Origin of the sequence: Mesorhizobium sp. M8A.F.Ca.ET.181.01.1.1, assembly GCF_004792025.1 — a bacterium.
Classification (GTDB): domain Bacteria; phylum Pseudomonadota; class Alphaproteobacteria; order Rhizobiales; family Rhizobiaceae; genus Mesorhizobium.
Genome location: NZ_SRTV01000006.1, coordinates 286,317 through 302,557, shown reverse-complemented (window position 1 = coordinate 302,557; position 16,241 = coordinate 286,317). Strand labels below are relative to the sequence as shown.

The 16,241-nt window shown below is 63.7% G+C and carries 20 protein-coding genes; 11 read left to right on the top strand and 9 right to left on the bottom strand.

Going from position 1 to position 16,241, the window contains the following annotated elements; translation table 11 throughout:
- The first annotated feature begins 30 nt into the window (after positions 1 to 30).
- Complete coding sequence (locus tag EN824_RS22555) at positions 31 to 735, top strand: pyrimidine 5'-nucleotidase (protein ID WP_127276045.1); 705 nt, start codon at positions 31 to 33, stop codon at positions 733 to 735.
- Positions 736 to 1,040: 305 nt separating this feature from the next.
- On the opposite strand, the gene EN824_RS22550 is transcribed toward EN824_RS22555, so the two are convergent.
- A complete protein-coding gene (locus tag EN824_RS22550) occupies positions 1,041 to 1,886 on the bottom strand; it encodes an LOG family protein (protein WP_135862990.1) in 846 nt (281 codons plus the stop codon).
- A 143-nt stretch (positions 1,887 to 2,029) separates the two neighbouring features.
- Between EN824_RS22550 and dapD the strand changes: the two genes are divergently transcribed.
- The 4 genes from dapD (at position 2,030) to EN824_RS22530 (ending at position 4,548) form a co-directional block, all read left to right on the top strand.
- Positions 2,030 to 2,884, top strand: coding sequence for a 2,3,4,5-tetrahydropyridine-2,6-dicarboxylate N-succinyltransferase (gene dapD, locus EN824_RS22545; RefSeq protein WP_127276047.1), 855 nt, complete (start codon positions 2,030 to 2,032; stop codon positions 2,882 to 2,884).
- A gap of 73 nt (positions 2,885 to 2,957) precedes the next feature.
- Positions 2,958 to 3,320 (top strand): DUF805 domain-containing protein, encoded by a 363-nt coding sequence (locus tag EN824_RS22540; RefSeq protein ID WP_135932718.1) that lies wholly within the window; start codon positions 2,958 to 2,960, stop codon positions 3,318 to 3,320.
- Positions 3,313 to 3,696, top strand: coding sequence for a DUF805 domain-containing protein (locus tag EN824_RS22535; RefSeq protein WP_245458575.1), 384 nt, complete (start codon positions 3,313 to 3,315; stop codon positions 3,694 to 3,696). Before EN824_RS22540 ends, EN824_RS22535 begins: the two co-directional genes overlap by 8 nt.
- Positions 3,697 to 3,771: 75 nt before the next feature.
- Positions 3,772 to 4,548: a hypothetical protein gene (locus tag EN824_RS22530; RefSeq protein WP_127873293.1), complete on the top strand. Its 777-nt coding sequence runs from the start codon at positions 3,772 to 3,774 to the stop codon at positions 4,546 to 4,548.
- Here the strand turns inward: EN824_RS22530 and EN824_RS22525 are convergent.
- A complete protein-coding gene (locus EN824_RS22525) occupies positions 4,448 to 5,491 on the bottom strand; it encodes a 2-dehydropantoate 2-reductase (RefSeq protein WP_135932717.1) in 1,044 nt (347 codons plus the stop codon). The two genes, EN824_RS22530 and EN824_RS22525, sit on opposite strands and share 101 nt — an antisense overlap.
- 124 nt (positions 5,492 to 5,615) lie before the next feature.
- Between EN824_RS22525 and dapE the strand changes: the two genes are divergently transcribed.
- On the top strand, positions 5,616 to 6,809 hold the full coding sequence (gene dapE, locus EN824_RS22520; protein WP_127873291.1) for a succinyl-diaminopimelate desuccinylase: 1,194 nt from the start codon (positions 5,616 to 5,618) through the stop codon (positions 6,807 to 6,809).
- A gap of 5 nt (positions 6,810 to 6,814) precedes the next feature.
- Positions 6,815 to 7,447, top strand: coding sequence for a transporter (locus EN824_RS22515; protein ID WP_135930152.1), 633 nt, complete (start codon positions 6,815 to 6,817; stop codon positions 7,445 to 7,447).
- Positions 7,448 to 7,477: 30 nt separating this feature from the next.
- Here the strand turns inward: EN824_RS22515 and truA are convergent, their stop codons facing one another.
- Genes truA through def form a run of 4 tightly spaced genes read right to left on the bottom strand, consistent with a single transcriptional unit; the run spans position 7,478 to position 10,243 of the window.
- Complete coding sequence (truA, locus tag EN824_RS22510) at positions 7,478 to 8,227, bottom strand: tRNA pseudouridine(38-40) synthase TruA (protein ID WP_127873290.1); 750 nt, start codon at positions 8,225 to 8,227, stop codon at positions 7,478 to 7,480.
- Between the two features lie 23 nt (positions 8,228 to 8,250).
- Positions 8,251 to 8,757, bottom strand: a complete 507-nt coding sequence (locus EN824_RS22505; RefSeq protein ID WP_135932716.1) for an N-acetyltransferase — start codon at positions 8,755 to 8,757, stop codon at positions 8,251 to 8,253.
- Positions 8,754 to 9,707, bottom strand: a complete 954-nt coding sequence (gene fmt / locus EN824_RS22500) for a methionyl-tRNA formyltransferase (protein WP_135932715.1) — start codon at positions 9,705 to 9,707, stop codon at positions 8,754 to 8,756. The genes EN824_RS22505 and fmt overlap by 4 nt, the downstream gene beginning before the upstream one ends.
- A gap of 5 nt (positions 9,708 to 9,712) precedes the next feature.
- Entirely contained in the window at positions 9,713 to 10,243 is a 531-nt protein-coding gene (gene def, locus EN824_RS22495) for a peptide deformylase (RefSeq protein ID WP_127278277.1), read from the bottom strand.
- A 103-nt stretch (positions 10,244 to 10,346) separates the two neighbouring features.
- Here def and EN824_RS22490 point away from each other — a divergent pair, with 103 nt between their 5' ends.
- Complete coding sequence (locus tag EN824_RS22490) at positions 10,347 to 11,600, top strand: DNA recombination protein RmuC (RefSeq protein ID WP_127278276.1); 1,254 nt, start codon at positions 10,347 to 10,349, stop codon at positions 11,598 to 11,600.
- A gap of 245 nt (positions 11,601 to 11,845) precedes the next feature.
- On the opposite strand, the gene EN824_RS22485 is transcribed toward EN824_RS22490, so the two are convergent.
- A complete protein-coding gene (locus EN824_RS22485) occupies positions 11,846 to 12,250 on the bottom strand; it encodes a GFA family protein (protein ID WP_127278275.1) in 405 nt (134 codons plus the stop codon).
- Positions 12,251 to 12,366: 116 nt separating this feature from the next.
- The gene (locus EN824_RS22480) at positions 12,367 to 13,326 is read right to left on the bottom strand and encodes a cation diffusion facilitator family transporter (protein WP_127278274.1); all 960 of its coding nucleotides are present in this window, start codon (positions 13,324 to 13,326) and stop codon (positions 12,367 to 12,369) included.
- Between the two features lie 251 nt (positions 13,327 to 13,577).
- Here EN824_RS22480 and EN824_RS36570 point away from each other — a divergent pair, with 251 nt between their 5' ends.
- Positions 13,578 to 13,703, top strand: coding sequence for a hypothetical protein (locus EN824_RS36570; protein WP_127278273.1), 126 nt, complete (start codon positions 13,578 to 13,580; stop codon positions 13,701 to 13,703).
- A gap of 201 nt (positions 13,704 to 13,904) precedes the next feature.
- On the top strand, positions 13,905 to 14,219 hold the full coding sequence (gene sugE / locus EN824_RS22470) for a quaternary ammonium compound efflux SMR transporter SugE (RefSeq protein WP_127278272.1): 315 nt from the start codon (positions 13,905 to 13,907) through the stop codon (positions 14,217 to 14,219).
- Between the two features lie 163 nt (positions 14,220 to 14,382).
- Here the strand turns inward: sugE and EN824_RS22465 are convergent, their stop codons facing one another.
- The gene (locus EN824_RS22465; RefSeq protein WP_127873285.1) at positions 14,383 to 14,811 is read right to left on the bottom strand and encodes a DUF6481 family protein; all 429 of its coding nucleotides are present in this window, start codon (positions 14,809 to 14,811) and stop codon (positions 14,383 to 14,385) included.
- Between the two features lie 221 nt (positions 14,812 to 15,032).
- Between EN824_RS22465 and EN824_RS22460 the strand changes: the two genes are divergently transcribed.
- Positions 15,033 to 16,124 (top strand): LLM class flavin-dependent oxidoreductase, encoded by a 1,092-nt coding sequence (locus EN824_RS22460; protein WP_127278270.1) that lies wholly within the window; start codon positions 15,033 to 15,035, stop codon positions 16,122 to 16,124.
- The last annotated feature ends 117 nt before the right edge of the window (positions 16,125 to 16,241 follow it).

Below are 16,241 nucleotides of genomic sequence, written 5' to 3'. Positions count from 1 at the left end.
GGAATCCCTGTTTCATGCCATAAGGAGCGCATGACGACGCTTCCCGATCCCGCCCGCTTCGCCCATGTCACCGACTGGGTGTTCGACCTCGACAACACGCTCTATCCGCACCACTCGAATCTGTTCTCGCAGATCGACGTCAAGATGACCGCCTATGTCGGGGAGCTGCTGGCGCTGCCGCGCGAGGAGGCGCGCAAGCTGCAGAAGGAGCTCTATCTCGAATACGGCACGACGCTGAACGGGCTGATGACGCGCCACGGCATCGATCCCGACGACTTCCTCGAGAAGGTCCATGACATCGACTATTCGTGGCTGGTGCCCGATCCCGTTCTCGGCGCCGCCATCCGGCAGCTTCCCGGTCGCAAGTTCATCTTCACCAATGGCGACCGCAGGCACGCCGAGCGCACCGCGCGCCAGCTCGGCATCCTCGACCATTTCGACGACATCTTCGATATTGTCGCCGCCGACCTCAACCCCAAGCCGGCGCGCCAGACCTACGAGAAGTTCGCCGAGCTGCACGCCGTCACCGGCCACAATGCGGTGATGTTCGAGGATCTCGCCCGCAACCTGGCCGTGCCGAAGTCATTGGGCATGACCACGGTTCTCGTGGTACCGCGCAATTTCGAACCGACCTTCTCCGAAATCTGGGAACGCGACCCGGCCAACGAGGATGACGTCGATTTCGTCACCGACGATCTCGCCACGTTCCTCACGACCATAGTCGCAAGGGAGTAAGGAATTGAGGAATTGAGGAATTGGGGAATTGAGGAATTGAGGAATTGGGGAATTGAGGAATTGAGGAATTGAGGAATTGAGGAATTGAGGAATTGAGGAATTGAGGAATTGAGGAATTGAGGAATTGAGGAATTGAGGAATTGAGGAATTGAGGAATTGAGGAATTGAGGAATTGAGGAATTGAGGAATTGAGGAATTGAGGAATTGAGGAATTGAGGACGCAAGACTATGCCCCCTATTTCGTCAATTCTTCATTTCCCCAGTTCCTCAATTCCTCAGTTCCTCAATTCCTCATTCCCCAACTCCTATTCCCCCAGCTTGTAGAAGCGGCTGATGATGCCCCAGGCTTCGTCGGCTGTGTCGACGAAATCGATGATGTCCTGGTCGCCCGGGCTGATGGTGCCTTGCTCGGCGAGGAAGTCGAGGTCGATCGCCCGCTTCCAGAAGGACTTGCCGAACAGGATCACCGGCACGCGCTCCATGCGCCCGGTCTGGATCAGCGTCAGCGTCTCGAAGAACTCGTCCATCGTGCCAAAGCCGCCGGGAAACACCGCCACGGCCTTGGCGCGCATGACGAAGTGCATCTTGCGGATGGCGAAATAGTGGAAATTGAAACAGAGCTCCGGCGTCACATAGGGGTTCGGTGCCTGCTCGTGCGGCAGCACGATGTTGAGCCCGATCGACGGCGCGCCGACATCGTCGGCGCCGCGGTTTCCCGCTTCCATCACGCCGGGCCCGCCGCCGGTCACCACGACATATTCGCGATAATATGAAGTGGCTGACTGCCGCGAGCAGAGGCGGGCGAATTTGCGCGCCTCCTCGTAGTATTTGCTGTTTTCCTCGAGGTTCTTCTTCTGCGTCTCGTTCTTGGCCGCCCAGGCTTCGCCACCGGGCTCAGGCAGGCGCGCGCCGCCGAACAGGATCACCGTCGAACGGATGCCGCGCTCGGCCAGGATCATTTCCGGCTTCAGCAGTTCCAGTTGCAGCCTGACCGCGCGCAGTTCGCGCCGGGTCATGAAGTCGGGATCGTTCCAGGCCAGGCGGTAGGTTTCGGCCCGCGTCTGCGGCGTGTCCGGCACGCTTTTCGACCGCTCCAGATCCTCATCCGAATGCGGCAGCGGCGTCCATCCCGCCTTTTCCATGGGAGTCATCGAATCCACCCGTCCATTCCTTTACTTGCGTCGTCCCGTGACGCAGTCGCGATTGACCCCCATTGAGCCTTAACATAGGGTCCGCGCGACTTTTAAACAGGTTAAGGCGCAGCCCCTTAACAGCTTGGTAATGGAGCAAATTCATGTCGAAGCCCGATCTGGCGAGCCTCGAAAAGACCATCGACAAGGCATTCGAGGAACGCGACGCCATTTCGACCGCGACCCGCGGCGAGGTGCGCGACGCCATCCAGTCGGCGCTCGACCTGCTCGACCGCGGCACCGCCCGCGTCGCCGAGCGGCAGACCGACGGCAAATGGCACGTCAACCAGTGGCTGAAGAAGGCCGTGCTGCTCTCCTTCCGGCTCAATCCGATGGAGATCATCAAGGGTGGCCCCGGCGAGGCCGTGTGGTGGGACAAGGTGGCGTCCAAGTTCGACGGCTGGAGCGCCGTCGATTTCGAAAAGGCGGGCTTCCGCGCCGTGCCGTCGTCGATCGTGCGCCGTTCGGCCTATGTGGCGCCAGGCGCCGTCTTGATGCCGTCCTTCGTCAATGTCGGCGCCTATGTCGATTCAGGCACCATGGTCGATACCTGGGCTTCTGTCGGCTCCTGCGCCCAGATCGGCAAGAATGTCCACCTTTCGGGCGGCGTCGGCATCGGCGGCGTGCTGGAGCCGATGCAGGCCGGTCCCACCATCATTGAGGACAATTGCTTCATCGGGGCGCGTTCCGAAGTGGTCGAGGGCTGCATCGTGCGCGAGGGCTCGGTGCTCGGCATGGGCGTCTTCATCGGCCAGTCGACCAAGATCGTCGACCGCGCCACCGGCGAGGTCTTCTATGGCGAGGTGCCGCCGAATTCCGTCGTCGTCGCTGGATCGATGCCGGGCAAGCCGTTTCCAAACAACGAACCGGGCCCAGGTCTCTATTGCGCCGTCATCGTCAAGCGGGTCGACGCCAAGACCCGGTCCAAGACCTCGATCAACGAATTGCTGCGCGATTGATCTTTGCCCCGGTCAGGCGCACCTTCCGCCGGCGCGACGATCGGTCGCGCTGGTTCAACATGGAGGGGGTGACATGGACTGGAAGTATCTGCTCACAAGCTTTGATGGCCGCATCAACCGAGCCAAGTTCTGGGCCGGCATCGGCGTATTCATCGTGATCGGCATTATCGCTTTCGTTCTCGATGCGATCCTCGGCACGCGTTTCACCACCGCCAGCGGTGCCCAGATCGGCATCATCGGCATCCTCTTCGCGCTGGCATCGATCTATTTCGCGATTGCCCTCTATGCCAAACGCTGGCACGACCGCAACAAGTCGGGCTGGTGGACGCTGATCGGCCTCGTACCCATCATCGGTGGCATCTGGCTGCTGGTCGAACTCGGCATCCTCGAAGGCACCAAGGGTGCCAACCAATATGGATCGGACCCGCTTGCCTGAAAGATCGGATCTCAACTGGCTTTTCTTCAAGACATCGGGCCGCGTCAGCCGCGCGGCCTATTTTCTCGGCGGATTGCTCGTCGCCATCATCCAGGCGTTCCCGCTGTACCGCTTCACGCTGGTGCCGGAGGGCTCGGCCGAGAGCAATATGTGGTCGTTCATCTTCTTCATCGCCTTCATCGCCTCGCTGTGGTCGAACATCGCGCTGGCGGTGAAGCGTCTGCACGACCTCGACAAGCCGGGCATTGCCGCGCTGATCCTGTTCGTGCCGGTCGTCTCGATCGTCGCCTTCCTTGTGTTGTGCCTGTTTCCAGGGCAGCCTGGGCCCAACCGCTATGGCCGGCGCACCAACGAGCCGGCTGAATCGAAGAGATAGAGAGGCATGATGTCGTCCGAAAGCCGCTCCGCACTTTTCGGCATCATGTTCTAGGGGCCGATCGGATATCTCGCCATGCGCTACCGCACGCTTGATCCGAAACTGATCATCGAAACCGCCGAGCGGCTTGAAGGCCGCGTCGCCGACCGTTTCCCGGACGCCGGGCTGCGCGGCGTCGCCGCCGAACTGGTGTCGCTGTCGCGCGATCTGGCCAAGGCCGCCAAGGCACTGGAAGCGCCGATCTGGTGGCTGCGCGGCATCATCGTCGCCGCCGTGATCGCGGGCGCGCTGATCTTCCTGTTCGTCGGCACCATCTTGCCGCTCATTCACATCTCCCAGGCCGACGACGCGGTGCAGTCGGTGCAAGGCATCGAAGCCACGATCAACATGATCATCCTCGCCGTACTCGGTTTCCTTGCCCTGATCCGCACAGAGGAGCGCATCAAGCGCAAGCAGGTGTTTCGCCAGCTGCACGGCCTGCGTTCGCTGATCCACGTCATCGACATGCACCAGTTGACCAAGGATCCGGCGGCGCTGTCGGCCAGTTTCAAGCCGACCTCGCATTCGCCGGCCCGCATCACCAATGCCGCCGATCTCGCGCGCTATCTCGATTATTGCTCCGAAATGCTGTCGATCACCGGCAAGATCGCGGCGCTGTTCGCCCAGTCCGTCAATGACGCCGTCGTCATCGACGGCGTCAACGACATCGAGAACCTGGCGTCCAACCTGTCGCGCAAGATCTGGCAGAAGATCACGTTGATCGACGGCCGGCCGGCGGCGCCAGAACCTTCTCCGGCACCAGGCCCGGCGAGCCAAGCCGCTCGGCTTCCGCCGCGCGCACCAAGGCGCTGACCCGCTGGACCGTCGGCGCCTGCGTGCCGGCTTTTTCGGCGAGCTGCAAGACAGCACCCTGCAGGTCGTCGATCTCGGTCGGCCGGCCGCGCCGCAGATCATCCCACATCGACGAACGCGCCTCGGGGTCGATCGCCAGCATGCGCCGCGCCAAGAGCTTGAACAGCCAGTCGGGCAGCCTGAGCACCTTCGGCAGCAGCGCAGGGCGCAGGCCGGCGATGCGCGCCGGCTCGATGCCCGAGGCCTTCATGGCCCGGAGAGCCTCATCGATCTGGCCGGCGAGGATCAGCCGCCAGCGCCTGTCGGCGAGTTCGGTCGCCAGCGGCAGGCCCGACAGCGCCACCAGCGCATTGTTCAGGTTCATCAGAAGCTTGCCCCACAGCACGGCCTTCATGTCGCCATGCGCTTCGACGGCGAGGCCTTCGACGTCGAGAAGGCGGGCAAGGCCGGCGTCCCCATCTTCAAACATTACCTTGCCGTCGCTGGCACGGTGGACGCGCAGCGGCAGTTCGCCGTCCGGCGATTGCACGACATTGAACGGCACCATGCCGGCCAGCACCGTTTGCCGGCCAAGCGCCGCGCGCAGCCTGTCGGCATTGTCGACGCCGTTCTGCAGGCTCACCACCACGGCATCGGGACGGGCATGGGCCTTGATTAGGGCCGCCATATCCTGCGTCGCGCCGCTCTTGACTGTAACCAGGATCACATCGGCCACCGGCAAGGCGACAGCGGGATCCACGGTGACGGCGAGTGCTTCCGGCTTGATCAGTCGATCGCGGCCCTTGAGGTCGCTGACGCGCAATCCGCCCTGCCGCAGCGCTGCCTCGATGCGCGGTCGGGCGAGCAGGACAAGCTGCCGCCCGGCGAGTGCCAGGCAGCCGCCGGCATAACAGCCAATGCTGCCGGCGCCGGCAATGACGATCCTCTTTTCCCCGTTTTCCATCTCTTGCTCCGCATCAGTCGACTATACGACATGAAAACCATAATGTCGGCGGTATCGTCGGCCATGGGGCTGGCCCCTACGTCTGGCCGTGACAGGCCTTTCGCTTTCGACTATCGCTTTTGCCATGACGCTGCCGACTGATCCCGCCGCAAACCTCGCCTCTCTCATCCGCTGTGCCTCGGTGACACCAGCCGAAGGCGGCGCGCTGAGCGCGCTGGAGGCGATGCTGGAACCGCTCGGCTTCCTGGTCGACCGGCCAGTGTTCTCGGAGGAGGGCACGCCGGATATCGAGAACCTCTATGCACGGCGCTCCGGCAACGGCCCGCACCTGATGTTCGCGGGCCATACCGACGTGGTGCCTGTCGGCGACGAAGCCGCCTGGACGCACCCGCCTTTCGCCGCCGAGATCGCCAATGGCGAGATGTATGGCCGCGGCGCTGTCGACATGAAGGGCGGCATTGCCTGCTTCATCGCCGCGGTGGCGCGCCATGTCGAGGCAAATGGCGGACCGAAGGGCTCGGTGTCGCTGCTGATCACAGGCGACGAGGAAGGGCCTGCCATCAACGGCACGGTCAAGCTGCTCGAATGGGCCGCATCCAAAGGCGAGAAATGGGACGCCTCGATCGTCGGCGAGCCGACCAATCCGGACACGCTTGGCGATATGATCAAGATCGGCCGGCGCGGCTCGATGTCGGGCAGCATCACCGTCAATGGCCGCCAGGGCCATGCCGCCTATCCGCAGCTTGCCGACAATCCGGTGCGCGGCCTGATGAGCCTGGTGGATGCCTTGCTGCACCCGGTCTTCGACAAGGGCACGAAGGATTTCCAGCCGACCAATCTGGAGGTGACCTCCATCGATGTCGGCAACCCGGCCACCAACGTCATTCCGGCCAAGGCGACCGCCACCTTCAACATCCGCTTCAACGACAGCTGGACGGCCGAGACGGTCCAGGCCGAAATCCACAACCGCCTCGATCAGGCGGCGGGGCGCAAGAAGTACCGGCCAGGCAAGAAGACGCCGGTCGACTATGACCTCGTCTGGCGCGACCGGCCGAGCCATGTCTTCCTGACCCGCGACGACAGGCTGGTCGAGACGCTGAGCGGCTCCGTTGGTGCGGTGGTCGGCAAAAAGCCGGCGCTGTCCACCTCCGGCGGCACATCGGATGCGCGCTTCATCAAGGATTATTGCCCGGTGGTCGAATTCGGCCTGGTCGGCAAGACCATGCACATGGTCGACGAGCGCGTCGCCATTGCCGATCTGGAAACGCTGACGCGAATCTACCAGCGCTTCATCGACGACTGGTTCGGACAGGGCTGACCGGCATGCTTTCGGCGGACGAAACCCAAGCTTCGCTGACCGGCGCCTGGCGGCTGATGCTCGGCAAGGCCGATGGGCTGCGCCTGCTCGACCTGTCGGCCGACGGCTTCTGGAATTCGTTCTTCGCCATCATCATCGCGGCTCCGGCGCTGATCGTCGGCTGGGTCGGCATCGCCAACCAGATCGGCGATCCCGATGCCTTCGCCGGCCGCTTCTCCATGCTGGTGCGGCTGGCGACGGTCGATATCGGCTCCTGGGTGCTGCCGCTGGTAGCGCTCGCCTTGGTGGCGCCGCGCGCCGGCATTGGCGGGCGCTTCGTCCACTATGTCGTCGCCAGCAACTGGGCCTCGGCCATCACCGCCTGGCTGATGCTGCCCTCGGCGCTGATCAGGCTTTTCCTGTCATCGACAAGCCAGGTCTCGAGCCTTGTGTCGCTGCTCCTATTTTCCCTGTCGATGGTGCTGACCTGGCGCATGACCAATGCCACGATCGGCAAGGGCGCGGCCATCGGCACCGCCGTTTTCGTCGGCATGTTCATCGCTTCGCTGCTGGTGCTGTTCGGGCTGCAGATGCTGCTCGGCATCGCCGTGCCGGACGATATCGGGGCTCAGAGCCTCTCGGGACTCTATCCCGGGTAGAGCCCGGTTCTACCAGGGCAGAGTTGGTGTCTATCCGGGGTAATCGACGCCTATCAGGAAAAGCCCATCGGGCGGCGCCACCTGGCCGCAGGCGGCGCGGTCTCGCGCCTCGAGCGCGGCCTTGAGGTCGCCTGATGTCCAGCCGCCGTCGCCGACCCGCTTCAGCGAGCCGACCATGGAGCGCACCTGGTTGTGCAGGAAGGACCGCGCCGAGGCTCTCACCTCGATCACGTCACCCGTTCGGCTGACATCGAGCCGCTCCAACGTCCTGACCGGGCTGTTGGCCTGGCACTGGGTGGAGCGGAAAGTGGTGAAGTCGTGCCGGCCGAGCAGGAGCTTCGCCGCCTCGTGCATGGCGGCGGCATCGAGCCGCTTCGGCACCCACCACACCTTGCCCTGTTCCAGTGCCGAAGGCGCGCGCCGATTGAGGACACGGTAGAGATAGTGCCGGCCGGTGGCCGAGAAACGGGCATCGAAGTCGTCGGAAACGACTGCAGCTTTCAGGATGGCAATGCGCGCGCCCGCCGCCTGCAGGTGCGCATTGATGGCATCGCGCACCTTGTCGTCGGGCCACGCCTTGGCAAGGTCGACATGCGCCACCTGCGCGGTGGCGTGCACGCCGGCATCGGTGCGGCCGGCGGCGCGCAGCCGGACCGCCTCGCCGCAGAATTTCTCGATCGCCTGTTCGATCGCCTGCTGCACCGAAGGCTGATCGGCCTGGTGCTGCCAGCCGGCAAACAGGCTGCCGTCATATTCGATGTCGAGGCGAAAACGCGGCATGCCGGTCGGCTGTACGCTCTCGCCTAGGCGGCGAGAGCGGTGAAGGCGGAGGCGTAGACCAGCCTGCCGGCTTCGGGTGCGTCGCCCCAGGCCAGCGCCTGCAGCGCTTCGCCTTGGTATTCGCTATCGAACTTTTCAGCCCGGGCGTGGCTATAGCCGAAACGGCCGTAATAGCCCGGATCACCAAGCACAACGGCCAGTGTCTCGCCAGCGTCCTTGAGCCGGATATGGGCCTCGCGGATCAGCGCGCCGCCGATGCCGGAGCCGTGAAAAGACGGCTCCACCGCCAGCGGGGCAAGCGCCACGGCGGCAAAACTCTTGCCGCCGTTCTGCACGAACAGGCGCGAAAACAGGATGTGGCCAACGGCCTGCCCGTCTTCTTCCGCCACCAGTTCGACGACGGCATCACCGCCGGTCACCAGCGCGTCGACCAGTCCGGCCTCCGCCTGCTGGCCGAAAGCGTGTTCCTCGACGAGGCGGATGGCCTCGCGGTCCCGCGGCGTCGCCGCGCGTATCGACATCATGCTCATGAGAATTTCAGTCCTTTTTCGATCTTGGCTCCGCGCAGGAATTCCGACGCGGCGGCGGGCTTTCCGCCCGCACGTTGAACTTCGACCAGCCTGATCGCGCCTTTTCCGCAGGCGACCGTCAGCCGGTCATCGAGAATTCCTCCCGACTCGCCCAAATCTTCCGAAGGCGACAGGCCTTCGGACAGCGTCGAGCGAAGCAGTTTCAGCCGTTCCATGCGGCCGCCAAATTCAATTTCGGACCAGGCGCCGGGAAAGGGCGACAGGCCACGAATGTGATTGTGGACATCGGCCGCAGGCCGCGTCCAGTCCACGCGCGTCTCGGATTTATCGATTTTCCTGGCGTAAGTCACCCCTTCGGCCGCTTGCGCGGTAAATGTCAGGGCATTCCGTTCCAGCCGTGCCAGCGCTTCCACCATCAGGGCAGCGCCAACGCTCATCAATCGATCATGCAGATCGCCGGCTGTCATATCGGGGTCGATGGCGCATTTTTCAAGCAATGCCACCGGTCCGGTGTCCAGGCCCTCCTCCATGCGCATCACCATCATGCCGCTTTCCAGGTCTCCTGCCATGATGGCCCGCTGGATGGGGGCGGCGCCGCGCCAGCGCGGCAAAAGCGATGCATGGCCGTTGATGCAGCCGAGCCGGGGTGCCTCCAGAACCGCCCTGGGCAGAAGCAAACCATAGGCGACGACCACGGCGATATCGGCGCCAAGCGCTGTAAAGGCGGCCTGTTCGGTCTCGCCTTTCAACGATGCCGGCGTGCGCACCTCGATACCCAACCGCTCGGCCTCGCGCTGCACCGGCGACGGCGTCAGCTCGAGCCCGCGCCGGCCCGCGGCGCGCGGCGGCTGCGTGTAGACGGCGGCGACATCATGTCCCACTTCGGCAATGGCGCGCAGCGTCGGCACCGAAAACTCCGGCGTACCCATGAAGACGACACGAAGGGGCATTTCCCCTATCCCACCAGTTTGCCTGGCGCCTTGTCCTTGGCGAGCTTCCTGAACTTCTTCACCACCATGTCGCGCTTCAACTTGGAGATATGGTCGATGAACAGCACGCCGTTGAGGTGGTCGATCTCGTGCTGCAGGCAGGTCGCCATCAGGCCCTCGGCCTCCATCTCCTGCAGCGTGCCGTCGCGGTCGAGATATTTGACCCGCACGGAAGCCGGGCGCTCGACCTCGGCATAGTAATCCGGGATCGACAGGCAGCCTTCCTCGTAGACCGACCGCGCGTCGGCGCTTTCGAGAATCTCCGGGTTGATGAAGACGTGCGGCGCCGGCGTTTCGTCTTCCTTGGCAAGGTCGATCACCAGCATGCGCAGCGGTTCGCCGATCTGGATTGCCGCCAGCCCGATGCCGGGCGCGTCATACATGGTCGCCAGCATGTCGTCGGCCAGTTTGCGCAAGGGCGCGTCGACGCGCTCCACCGGCTTGGAAACCTGGCGCAGGATGGGGTCGGGAAGGATGATGAGCGGCTTGATCGGCATGGCGTTTCACCTAAGACCTCCAAGGAAAGGCGTCAACCGGTGCGCCTGAGCCTCGTTCACGTTTTGATCTGTGCCAGCCCGCCGAATCGGCTATGCTGTCCACATGAATGATCTCAGCACCATCTTTTCGGAGCCTGTCGTACGGCTCGGCGCCTCGACAATCACGCTGGGTCACGCGCTGGCCTTCGGCGCCTTGCTGTTTCTCGGCTTGTTCGTGGCGCTCGTCGTTGCGCTGTGGCGGTCGGCCAAGGCGCGCGCGGTCGCCGCCGCGGAGGCCGCCGACCATGCCCGCGACGCCGAGACACGCATGGCTGGTATTTTGCAGTCGCAGGCTGAGATGCAGGGCCGCATGGGGGCCATCGCCGAAGTGTTCGGCGCCCGGCAGGCCGAATTGACGCAATCGATCGGCCAGCGCCTCGACGCCATGACCGGCCGCATCGGCCAGACCATGACCGAGCAGACCAAATCCACGCATGAGAGCCTGGCGAAACTGCAGGAGCGGCTGGCGGTCATCGACACCGCGCAAGGCAACATCCAGTCGCTGGCCGGCCAGGTCGTGCAGCTGCAGGCGATCCTCTCCAACAAGCAGACCCGCGGCGCCTTCGGCCAGTCGCGCATGGAGGCGATCGTCGCCGACGGCCTGCCGCATGGGGCCTATGAATTCCAGGCGACGCTGTCGAACGGCAGCCGGCCGGACTGCCTGGTGAAAATGCCGAACGGCGCGCCGTCACTTGCCATCGACGCCAAATTTCCGCTGGAAGCATGGAATGCCATCCGCGCCGCCGACGGCGCCGACCTGCAGAAGGTCGCGGCCCAGGCCTTTCGCCGCGACATCGAGGTCCATGTTCGCGACATTTCGGAAAAATACCTGCTCCAGGGCGAGACGCAGGACACGGCCTTCATGTTCGTGCCGTCGGAATCGGTGTTCGCCGAAATCCATGAGAATTTCGAGGCGGTCGTGCAGAAGGCGCACCGCGCCCGCGTCATCATCGTCTCGCCTTCGCTGCTGATGCTGTCGATCCAGGTCATCCAGGCGATCCTGAGGGATGCCCGCATGCGCGAGCAGGCGCATCTGATCCAGGGTGAAGTCATCAGGCTGATGGAAGATGTCCAGCGTGTCGACGAGCGGGTGCGCAAATTGCAGGGCCATTTCGGCCAGTCGGCCAAGGATATCGAAGACATCCTCGTCTCGACCTCGAAAGTGACCAAGCGCGGCCAGAAGATCGAGGCGCTGGAGTTCGGAGAAGGCGAGGCCGACGTCCCACACGGCGGCGCCGCCAAGGCGGAAGCCGCACCGCGCGTGGCTGATTCCAAGACGGGGCAGTTGAGGCTGAGGGTCGTCGAAGATGGAGAGTAGTCGCTCGACGCCAGAGATTAGCGAAGCGTCTATCCCATCGTCATTCTAGGGCGGAGCAAGGAGCGGAGCGACGCGCGCAGACCCTAGAATTCATGCCGCGACCGCGGCGCGCCGCAACAGTGCAGAATTCCGTTCCACGGCATCCTTCGGCAAGGTCACGGCATGGATCCTCGGGTCAAGCCCGAGGATGACGAAGCGATGGGAGGCTTCGCTAATCGCAGAGGTCTTGTGGGAGCCTACTAACCCTACTGCTCCTCCACCGTCGTCATGCCCTCGAAGTCCGGAAGCCAGTGCAGCGCCGACCGGTGCCATTTCTGGTGTCTCGGGACCAGGTCCTGACGCTGCCGCGAGGTCCCGACCCTGATCCCATAGACCTTCGGACCGTCGCCGACCGATGTCGCATAAAGGTGCGAGCCGCAGTCGGCACAAAAAGCCTGGGCGCGCTTGGCGCCGCTCGCCACGGTCTTGATATAGATTTTCGGCGCGCCCCTGGTGATCCGGTAGTGATCCTGCGGCGCGGGAACGGTGACGCGAAAGGCCGTACCGGTCAGCTGTTGGCAATCGGTACAGTGGCAGATCGAGGTCTTTTCCGGGTCGACCTCCGCCTCGTAGGTGATGGCACCACAATGACAGCCGCCGTCTATCTTCATCGTCATTCCTCCAAAATCGATCGGCTGATCTTAGCGACGCGGGGATGCGAGGCAACGGCGCGGCGCTGGTCCAGAGGCCAGGGCATGGATCACGAAGAGGGTTTTCGGGATCATGCTCAACTTTCATCGGACGCGGATTCGATCACCTTACGCCGCTTTTCCCAGGTGCCCGTGGTCTGCGGCTTGACGAACAGCCGCGCGATCTCAGGCATTTCCTTCTTCAGCCGCGCCTCGATGCGTTCGACACAGGCCTCGATCTCCGGCGCCGCCAGATGGTCCTCGAATTCGATGCTCAGGGCGGCAACGATCTCTTCCGGTCCCATATGCACCGTCAGCACACCGTTCGCCCGCTGCACCGCCGGATCCTGCTGGACGATCGCCAGTACCTTCCTCTGCACCTCGGGTGAGGCCGGCTCGCCGATGAGCAGGCCCTTGCTTTCACGCGCCAGGAAGATTGCCGTCGCGCCGAGGATGAGCGCGATGCCGATCGAGGCGGCGCCGTCGAGTTCGGGCATCTCGAAAATCTCCGCCGCCAGGATGCCGGCAAAGGCGACGGTCAGGCCGAGCAGCGCGGCACTGTCTTCGAACAGCACCGTATAGACGCTTGGGTCCTTGCTCGATTGCACGGCCTGCAGCCAGCCTTGCCTTCCCTTCTGCTTGCGGAACTCCTTCAGTGCCACCAGCCAGGAGCTGCCTTCGAACAGGAAGGACAGGCCCAGAACGATATAGTTCACCTTGACGTTGGCGACCGGCTCCGGCGCCATGATGTGGACAACGCCCTCGTAGAACGACACGCCGGCGCCCAGCGCGAAGACCAACAGGGCGACGATGAAGCTCCAGAAATAGAGTTCGCGGCCATGGCCGAGCGGGTGCGTACTGTCCGCGGGGCGCGCCGCGCGGTGCATGCCGTAGAGCAGCAGGCCGCCATTGCCGGTGTCGACCAGCGAGTGCACGCCTTCCGACAGCATGGCCGAACTGCCGGTGAAAAAGGCGGCGGCGAACTTGGTCAGCGCTATGGCGAGATTGCCGGCGAGCGCCGCATAGATGACCGTTCTGGAGCCGCCGTGCCCTGCCATCGCTTCCTCGCCGTCTCCGATACTCGCGAGCTTGTGCCGGGGAGCTTAGCCACCCGCCCGCGGAAGCTCCATATCCATCCTGAACGCATAACCCGTCGATCCGTTCAGGCCTCGGCGTTGCCCGCCCGAGGCCAATGGGACCGGAAAGCGGTTGACACGGGCATTGGCAGTGGTGGCGGGACGGAAACAGCCCCTTGCCTAGAGACGCTTCTCTTGTTTCACTCCGTTTCCCGCAACTGGAGGAACGAATCATGGCTAAAGGTGCGATGAAAGCAGGCAAGGAAGCCCGCAAACCAAAGAAAGACGCCAAGAAGCCTGTAGCCGCTCCGGCCCTGAAGGCGCCGCCGGTCAAGGCGATGAGGCTCAAGGAAAAGTAAGTCCCGGCAACCGGCGCGGCGGGATTTCACCGGCGGCATTCGACAATGCCGCCGGCACGTGTTGATCGGGCATTCGGACAGCCCTATATCGACGGCGCGGGGACGACCTCGCACTTTCCGAAAAATTCGGCCGGGACGACCCGCCATTGTCGACTGAGCAGCCAAGGCCGGAAAGCCTGGATGCTCCGATGGAGCGTTGCGATGTCCTGGACTTTTCTGTTTTTCGCCGGCCTGTTCGAAATCGGCTGGGCAATCGGCCTCAAATACACCGACGGGTTCACCAGGCTGGTTCCAACCGTGCTCACGGTCGCGTCGATGATCGTCAGCCTCACCTTGCTCGGCCTGGCGCTGAAGGCGCTGCCTGTCGGCACCGCCTATGCGGTATGGACCGGCATCGGCACTGTCGGCACGGCGCTGCTCGGCATCTGGCTGCTGGGCGAGCCCGCCACGGCCATCAGGCTCGGCTGCATCGCGTTGATCGTCTGCGGCATCATGGGGCTGAAATTCGCGGCCTGAATGGCCTTGTCCGCCGGCGGGCGACATCGACCGAGCCGATATCCCCGGATGTCCAAGCCGACATCCCGGATGCAGGAGCTTCCGGTCGGCGACATGGACAAGCGAAAAAAGGGCCGCGCCTTGGCGCGTCCCTTGTTGGTCATCCGTCGAGGCGAGTGCGCTCTTAGCGACCCGTAAAGCCGGGAGGAGTCCTGCCGGTGCGCTGCTTGCGTGCTGCGTAGCGCGCGTCGCGCTTTGCCTTGCGCTCGGCTTCATCGGCAAGCAAGCGAGCAATGCGCTCGTTCTCTTCAGCCTCCCGAAGCTTTGCTTCCGCCTCCGCTGCCTCTTCGGCGGCAATGCGCGCCGCTTCAGCTGCTGCCTCACGCTCGGCCTTCTCGATCGCCTCGCGCGCCAGCTTTTCCTGCTTCAGCTTGGCCTTTTCGGCCTCGCGGATCTCACGTGCCGCAAGAATTGCCTTGCGTTCGGCCTGTCGTGCCAGCACCGCGGGATCGTCTGCTGCCGGCTTTGACTTGAAGCGCTCCAGAAGCGCCTTCTTTGCCTCGGTCGCGGCATTGCGCCGCTCGAAAATGTCTTTTTCCCTGTAGATAGCCAAGTCCACTTCCTTGAAGTCTATTCGCGAGGCTTACATACGCGTGAAAACCGGGAGTTCAAGCGCCAAAACGGTATGGCAGCCATGAAATTCCGGGATGTTGCACCGGGGAGACGCATTTCCGGCCGAAATCGACATGCACTGTTCACCAGCCACCCTCTGGCGGCGCGACGGACGCGTCGCTACCTCTAGGGCGACAATCAACACACTGGGATGACATTCAAATGGAACTCGGCCTCTACACTTTTGCCGATGTGAGCCCTGTGCCGGGTCCCGGCGCCATCGGCCCGCATGAGCGGCTGCGCAACCTGATCGAGGAGGTCGAACTGGCCGACCAGGTTGGCCTCGACGTCTTTGGCCTCGGCGAACACCATCGGCCCGACTATGCCGCCTCGGCGCCGGTCGTGGCTTTGGCCGCGGCGGCGGAGCGTTCGAAGCGCATCAGACTGACCAGCGCTGTCACCGTGCTCTCTTCCGACGATCCGGTACGCGTCTTCCAGCAATTCGCCACGCTCGACCTTCTGTCAGGCGGCCGCGCCGAGATCATGGCCGGGCGCGGATCGTTCATCGAATCCTTCCCGCTGTTCGGCTACAACCTCGAAGACTATGACGAGCTGTTCGCCGAAAAGCTCGACCTTTTGCTTGCCATCCGCGATCAGGTGAAGGTGACCTGGTCGGGCAGTCTGCGCGCGCCGATCAACGATCGCGGCGTCTATCCCAGACCCTTCCAGGACAGGCTGCCGGTCTGGATCGCGATTGGCGGAACGCCGCAATCGGCAGCCCGCGCGGGCGCGCTCGGCCTGCCGCTGGCGCTTGCCATCATCGGCGGCGAACCGGCGCGCTTCGCGCCGCTGTTCGACCTCTACCGTGATGCAGCCAAGCGCGCCGGCAGCGATCCGGCAGGCTTGGCCACCAGCATCAACGTGCATGGCTTCATCGCCGACACGACCGAGCAGGCGGCGGACGATTTCTACGGCCCGCAAGCCGAGGTGATGAACCGCATCGGCCGTGAGCGCGGCTGGGGTCCGACATCGCGCGCGCATTTCGACCAGTCGCGTGGTCCCGATGGTGCGCTGTTCGTCGGCAATCCGGAGCAGGTGGCGGAAAAGATCGTCGCCCAGCACAGGATTTTCGGCAACGACCGCTTCCTGCTGCAAATGGCGATCGGCACCATGCCGCACGCCAAGATCATGAAGGCGATCGAGCTTTATGGCACCAAGGTGGCGCCGATCGTGCGCAAGGAAACGGCGAAATCCGTGCCGGCCGTGGCGGCGCCTGCGGGCTTGGATTTCTCCGGCGCCGACTCGATTGTCTGAAGGGTAAATCTTTGCATCGCATGTAATATGGCGCACTCGCAGCCGAGTCTCCGGTTGCGCAATTGGCGGCACGATCCCTCGACGGCGGCCCGCACGGCAGTGCCGGCTAACGGAACC